Origin of the sequence: Bacteroides sp. 1_1_30 (genome assembly GCF_020982715.1) — a bacterium.
Taxonomy (GTDB): Bacteria; Bacteroidota; Bacteroidia; order Bacteroidales; family Bacteroidaceae; genus Bacteroides; species Bacteroides xylanisolvens.
In genome coordinates this window covers 22,349-29,415 of sequence record NZ_JAJKHN010000078.1, presented here as the reverse complement: position 1 = coordinate 29,415, position 7,067 = coordinate 22,349, and the positions used below count along the sequence as shown (strand labels likewise).

At 47.7% G+C, this 7,067-nt stretch carries 4 protein-coding genes; all 4 read right to left on the bottom strand.

What is annotated here, in order from left to right; translation table 11 throughout:
* Nucleotides 1–438: 438 nt before the first annotated feature.
* The 4 genes from araJ to LPH68_RS19955 all read right to left on the bottom strand — a co-directional run bounded on the left by araJ (nt 439) and on the right by LPH68_RS19955 (nt 7,049).
* Complete coding sequence (gene araJ, locus LPH68_RS19970) at nt 439–1,590, bottom strand: MFS transporter AraJ (RefSeq protein ID WP_004322889.1); 1,152 nt, start codon at nt 1,588–1,590, stop codon at nt 439–441.
* A 191-nt stretch (nt 1,591–1,781) separates the two neighbouring features.
* Nucleotides 1,782–3,188 carry a S9 family peptidase gene (locus tag LPH68_RS19965; RefSeq protein WP_004322891.1) on the bottom strand — a complete coding sequence of 469 codons (1,407 nt, stop codon included), beginning with the start codon at nt 3,186–3,188 and terminating at the stop codon, nt 1,782–1,784.
* A gap of 89 nt (nt 3,189–3,277) precedes the next feature.
* Nucleotides 3,278–5,758, bottom strand: coding sequence for a glycoside hydrolase family 2 TIM barrel-domain containing protein (locus LPH68_RS19960; RefSeq protein WP_004322892.1), 2,481 nt, complete (start codon nt 5,756–5,758; stop codon nt 3,278–3,280).
* 13 nt (nt 5,759–5,771) lie between these two features.
* On the bottom strand, nt 5,772–7,049 hold the full coding sequence (locus LPH68_RS19955) for a glycoside hydrolase family 88 protein (protein WP_004322893.1): 1,278 nt from the start codon (nt 7,047–7,049) through the stop codon (nt 5,772–5,774).
* Nucleotides 7,050–7,067 lie beyond the last annotated feature (18 nt).

Below are 7,067 nucleotides of genomic sequence, written 5' to 3'. Positions count from 1 at the left end.
CAATTTTCATGTTAGTTTATGTTTTATAATATCTTATAAAGATAAGGAAAATAATCGACATATACAATAGATAATACACTAATAGTCAATAATATAAAAATAAAATACAAGTTGTAAGATAGTAAAAAATATAATGCGTCGACCCTGCGTCCGTAATTCTGTAGTTGTCATCTTGTAAAGTGACAAATGTCCTGTTGTAAGGTGACATTAGTCCTCTTGTAAGATGACAATGGTCCCCTTGCAAGGGGACAACTACCCGAGTGCATAGAAAATTCTAGTTCAGTGCAGTGGAATTTCTAATAGAGTGCAGTGAAAACTCAAAGTCATCGAAGTACTTTTTATACTCAACCCAGCTAATATACTTCACAAGGATAATAATTTTAAAAGATATTGCTATTTATTATAGGATGAAACTTTATATCTCTCCCTCAAAAACTCTTAAAGATAATTGGGATTGAACTGATATTTCTTATAGAAAATCAGGAATAAAATAAATCCGATCAGTGCGAAAGGAACCCCTGTAAGCGCAGGATAACGATAGCCTTCGCTGATAGCCAGTCCTCCTGCATATGCGCCGATGGCATTTCCCAGGTTGAATGCAACCTGCACGCTGGCAGCTCCCAGCATCTCTCCGCCTTTTGCCACACGGATAATTAATACTTGTTCCGGACTGGATACGGCAAATAATCCTGCCGTACAAAGGCACATCAGTAGAGCGGCTGCCCATTTATAAGGTGAAAGGAAGAATAGGAGGAGTAGCATAATACAGATGAGCGCTTGTGCGACAGTTCCTACCTTTCCCGGTGTGTAACGGTCGGAGAGACGTCCGCTGATAAGATTCCCCATGACCATACCGAATCCGGCAAGAATCATCAGAGGAGTAATGCTTTCGGCAGAGAAACCGGAAACGTTTGTCAGCATCGGATTGATATAGCTATACCAGCAGAATACACCACCGTTGCTTAATGCTGTGGCACCCAGAATCAGCCACGGGGCCGGAGTTTTGAGGAAGCGGAATTGCCCCTTGAAGCCGGTGTCTTTCAACCCTTCTACGTGGGGAACCCAGCGCCAGATGTAATACATGATTACGATTCCCCAAATGCCTACCAACAGGAAAGTGGCACGCCAGGAAAGCATAGTGCTGAGGGAAGTTCCCAATGGGACGCCGAAGAGGTTGGCGATGGTCATTCCGGCAATCATAATCGAAACAGCTTCCGAACCTTTTCCTTTATCAGCCAGTCGCTCGGCAACAATAGAGCCGACACCGAAGTAGGCTCCATGAGGAAGTCCGGAGATGAAACGTGCGGCAAGCAATACCCAGTAGTTGGGTGACAAAGCGGCACAGATATTACCTATCATAATCAGGGTGACCAGTACCAGCAGAATATGTTTCAAAGGATATTTGCGGGCTAATGTCAGTACGGGTGCACCCACACAGACGCCCAACGCATAGGCGGAAATGAAATGTCCCGCAACGGGGATACTGATTCCTAAATCTTTTGCCACGTCGGGCAAAATTCCCATCATCACAAACTCGGCAATACCCAATCCCAGGGTGCCGAACGCCAATGCAATCAGACTTTTCTTCATACCAAACTATACCTGATACCTGTTACTTTTTTACCTTCTTCTTTTTTGCGGGTGCAAAGGTAAAACAAAATCGGCCAAGGTGAGTTCGGTAGGAAAGATTTTGATTTAAGTCAATTTATGCAATGTATGTAATCAAGGGGATGGATGTACTACCAGGCAATGTTGTCCGAAAAAGTGTATTGCTGATCACCTTACTGTTTCTGAATCCACTCGGTCATATCTTTCAATACTTCCGGACTGATGGTTTCTTCCAGTTGCCCGTATTCGGCCAATGTGCCTTTTTCGCAGGTCTGCAACAGATGGTTCAGGTTCGGATAGGCTTTTACAGTTACATTTTTGTTTCCGTTTTCGCTGATTCTTTGTTGGATGGCTGTAAGGTTCATAGTCGCGTCCACTTGAATGTCCTTTTCTCCGTTTAGGGCGAGTACCGGACATTTCACATTCTTCAGGGCATTAGCCGGGTCGTACCTCATAAAATGAAGATACCAGGGCGAGGTCATCGAACGTATCTGGGCGGAAATCTGCTGTACGGTATTCAAGTCTTTCAGTTGTTCGGACGACATGGTTTTGGTAACGTCTGCATACAGTTCCTTTTGGAGCTCATCCGTTGTCTTGTCCGCTTGTTGCAGTATGGCATACCTGTTTCGCAGCGACGGTTTCGTTCCTTGCCAAAGCGCATCCGGCATTCCCTGAGATTTAGAAATCAGTTCCACTTGCCTTAGCATCAGGCTGTCTCCTTTGATGGCGGCTCCCGCCAATGAAACGATAAATGCCACTGACGGATCATTGGCTGCCACAATGAATGCGATGGTTCCTCCTGCGCTATGTCCGATGATTCCAATCTTTTTCGTGTTTATTTCTTTTCTGCCGCGCAGATAGTGGATGGCAGCTTCCGTATCTCTGGCAAAGTCTTCGTTGGTAGCTGTTGCATGGTTGCCTTGTGAGGCGGCTGTGCCACGGTCGTCGCAGCGCAATACGGCGATGCCGTTTCGCGTCAGATAGTCGGCGATGACAAGGAAAGGCTTGTGTCCCATAATCTCCTCATCCCGGTTCTGCGCACCGCTTCCTGTCACCATGACTACCGCCGGAAATTTTGTTCCTTTTTCGGGAAGAGTGAATGTTCCCGCGAGATTGATTCCGTCCTGTTCGTTTCTTACCGTGACTTCTTCGCTTTTGTAAGAGAAAGGCGGCTGAGGTTCCTGCGGGCGTTTGGAGCGGCTTGCTTCTCCTTTTTCCAGATTCAACGGCAAAGGAATGCCTTGTGTGAATGTTCCGCTAATACTACGGTCGTTGCTCAGCTTTCCTTTGTAAGAAGCGTGGATAACAGGTGTCTGCACAGTCAATATGGAATCTTTGAACGAAGTGGTTTGCGTCTTTATTCCGTTAGCCCCCTGGTCGGGGCTGTCGAGTGTCGTTATGTAAGTGCCTTCTCCTGTCTGATTGATATGGAATACAAGGGTCAGCGAACCGGTGGGAACAGTCAGTTTTCCGTGCCAGGTTCCTGAGATATCTTGGGCGGATGCGGAAGATGACAAGGATAAACCGGTCAACAAGCCGGTAATGACAGTTACTAGGTAGACAGCTTTCAATGTTTTCATAAAAGAGAAATTTAACGGAATATTTTTTAGCTATACGGTATACGCAAAGATAGTGTATTTTTAAAAATAACAGATATACTTGTTAAACTTTATAGCCTGACAAACACCGTTTTAACTTCCGGGATATCACACCGCACGGATACTACCGATTCTCCTTTCCTTTTATCTACACGGATGGCTGCGCGACCATTGTAGGCCTGTACCTTTCGTGAACCGGTAGAAGTCCCCTGGTTCTCGATTAATTGCCCGTCTCCTGCCAGTCCGAATTCTATATAGTTTACGGCATCCAGACAGGGTACGCCTTTAGCGTCTGTCAGCTGGACTTCCACCATTGATATATCGCCTGAACTTTCTCCGCCGCAATGAGTGACTTTCGCTTGCAGTTGCGCAGGCTTACCCCATGTGCGGGTTTCGTATACAAACCGGAGCGTGTCTGCCACGACTGCTTTCCCTTTGGAAAGGGCGATGACTGTATTCTCTCCTGCCTGTAACTTGCAGTTCCAGTGTAGACCTGCCGCTGGATAGTCCTGACTGTTACGCTTCTTTATTCCTTGCGGCACTCCGTTGACAATCAACTCCACTTGCGGACAGTTAGAGTAGACTAATATCTCTTTCATTTCTTCCGGTTTGCCCCATCGAATCGGCCATGTATGCCCATAGATATGTATCATAGGCTTTTTCGCCCAGTATGATTGGAATACATAGTAAGTCTCCTTCGGTGTGAGATCTCTTTCCACTACTCCTTTTTGATTGACATAAGGCACAGGATTCTCCGGACGTACCGGAGTAGAGAAGTCCTTGAACGGCCAATATGCCGCCCCTGTCAGCCAATCCATCGTTTCCTGTTCTTTCAGATGCCAGTCGATGAGGCGCACCATGTAACTTTCCGACCAGTCGCCGTCTTTGGAAGCGCGTGCGTTTCCACCGTAAAGCGAAGCATCTCCCGCGCGTTCGTCTGCTCCCTTGCCCGCTTCAATCTTATCCAAATTGATGAACGGGTCCTCCGCATGGCGGCGGGCATGGCAGTCGCCTCCCCATTCGGCATGGAAGAAATGTTTCACCTGCTGCATCTCATGGAATGAAGCATTTTTATAATCGGTGAAGATGCCTCTGTACCACCCCGCCCAGATAGAAGGAGAATAAACATCTACGATATCTTTACAGAAGTCGCAACGGCGGATAGCGGTCACCCGGCTATCGTCCGATTGATGCGCCAATTCATGGAGTTCCTTCATAAAACTACGTATCTTTCCCTTGTCGAATTCCGGGAAGTCGTTCGGCCAGTCGTTTTCATTACCTAATCCCCAGATGATGACGGCGGGATGATTATAATGCGTATGAATCATGTTCGTCAACATTCGTTTGGCTTGTGCCTGATACTGCTCGCCACCCAGACCGCCGCGGCACCAGGGAATCTCTTCCCATACAAGAATGCCCAGTTCATCGCAAAGAGAAAGAATAATGTCCGACTGTTGGTAATGTCCCAGCCGGATAAAATTCACTCCCATTTCTTTCATGAGCGTCATTTCCGCCCGCATTTGTTCTTCTGTCATAGCTGCGCCTACGCCCGCATGGTCTTCGTGGCGGTGTGTACCGCGCAGCAAAAGGCGGGAACCGTTGAGGCGGAATGGTCCTTTTTCCACAAATTCAAAATGGCGGAATCCGAATCGCTCGATGGCTTTCTGCTCCTGTCCGTTGTGGTGCAGGGTAATTTCGCAGGTGTAAAGAGCAGGATCCTCGTCCGACCATAATTCCGGCTTCTGAATATTTGCCGTCAGCAGGGAAGCTTTTCCAAGCGGCATCACTTCTTTTTCTTCATTCAGTATTATCTTGCCTGAAGGAGATTTGACGATGATATGCGCAGTTGTTTTCCTGATATCCGACGGATTATAGAAAAAAGCTTGAACGGCAAGTGTTGCCTTTTTCAGGTTTTTGTCTAATACGGCATCTATTTGTACACGATCTATGGAAACTTCGGGGACATACGCCAGGTTGAGGTAGCGGTATAGTCCGCCATAAACGTTGAAATCCGATAAGTCGGAAGGAATCATTTCCGCATCCCGGCTGTTGTCGCAACGGATGGATAGGGGAACTTTACCGCCAAAACGTTGAACACATTCGGGAGTGGAGACGAATGCTTGCACCGCTTCGGTGATATCTGCCGTCCATTCATCGTATCCGCCGATATGGGAAGCGACCCGTGTCGTGTAGATGTATACTTCGGTCTTTTGTCCCGCTCCTTCAAAGTCGAGCAGGATTCGTCCGTTGGGATAGGGATTTTGTATGTCGAGCAGTGTTTTATACCACCCGGGGCCCTGGTAGTAATTCATGTCCGGGTCTACGGCATCTGTGGCATTGAAGCAATGGGGCAGGGTGACAGGCGTCCATAGGGGAACGCATTCCGAACTGCCGGGAGCGGCGGGACGCACTGCTTCCCAGATATTGCCGATGTCTCCCCGCAGATACAGCCAGTTGTCGGTTAGCCGGGTTTTATGCCCGGTGAGGACTTTAGCTTCGGATAGGGTGGCGCAGCCTATAATAAGGCATAACGTATAAATCAGTCGTTTCATTTCTTTCTCGTTTTTAGAAAAGTTTGCCGGTTTTCTCCAGTTTATCCTTGCGTAGTAATGCTTCTATAAAGTAATAGTCGGCATATACGATGGGTACGTCCACTTCTACGTTGGTAGGTTTGGTTCCTGTGCTGTGGAGTAGCAGGAAACCGTTGTCTTTGTTCAGCGTAGTGCGATAACTGTTCGTCAGGTTCTCTACTATCCTGTCGGCGTTTTTCTTGTAGCGTTCGCTGTTTTTGCGGTCATATTGCGACAGTTCGTAGAGTGCGGAAGCGATCACTGTGGCTGCTGAGGCGTCACGCGGCTCGTTGGGAATGCCGGGAGCGTCGAAGTCCCAGTAAGGGATCAGGTCTTCGGGCATATTTTTGTGGGTGAAGAGGTATTGTTCCACCTTTTTAGCCTGTTCGAGGAATTCCGGTAACTTGGTTTCCCTGTAACACATCGTATAGCCATACAGTGCCCATGCCTGACCGCGTGCCCAAGCCGATTCGTGCGCAAGTCCCTGATGTGTGTTCTTTTTCAGTACTTGTCCGGTGATGGTGTCGTAGTCTATCACATGATAGCAACTATAGTCTGCACGGAAATGATTTTTCATCGTAGTCCGTGCGTGGCTTACCGCTATATTATAATAGGTGGAATCCTTACTTTCTTTGGTAGCCCAAAACAGCAACTCAAGGTTCATCATATTATCAATGATGACCGGGCATTGCCATTTATCCTTGTTATGGTCCCAAGAGCGGATAATGCCGGCTTTGGGTTTGAACCGGGTGGAAAGTGTGCGTGCCGATTGCAACAGAATTTCTTTGTAGCGTTCGTCTTGCGTCAGGCGATAACCGTTTCCAAAGCTGCAATACATCTTGAAGCCCATGTCGTGAGTGCCGCCGTTCATCTTTTCCTGTTCCAGGATATCGGTATGTTGCTGCGCCTTCTTTTTCCAGAAATTATTCTGGGTATACTCATAGAGAAACCAGAGCTCGCCGGGGAAGAATCCGCTGGTCCAGTCTTTGGACGGGACGAGGTGAAGCGTCCCGTCCGGTTCCGTATTCCGGGGATTGGTGAGTGGCCCCCATCCGTTCTTTTCGCGTTGCGCACGGCTTTCGGGTGATTCGTTGGCTACGGCGTAGTCTATTTCATCAAAAGCGCATCGGAGTTGTTGCTGTGCAAACTCCATGTTGTCTTCCACTATGTTTGAATCCGGTTGCGGAGTACAGGCCGTGAGGCCGGCTCCGAGCAATAAAGCTGCTATGGGGAGCTTCAACTTTATGGTTACGGTGGATAATTTCAATTTCATATATGTATACTATTTGTT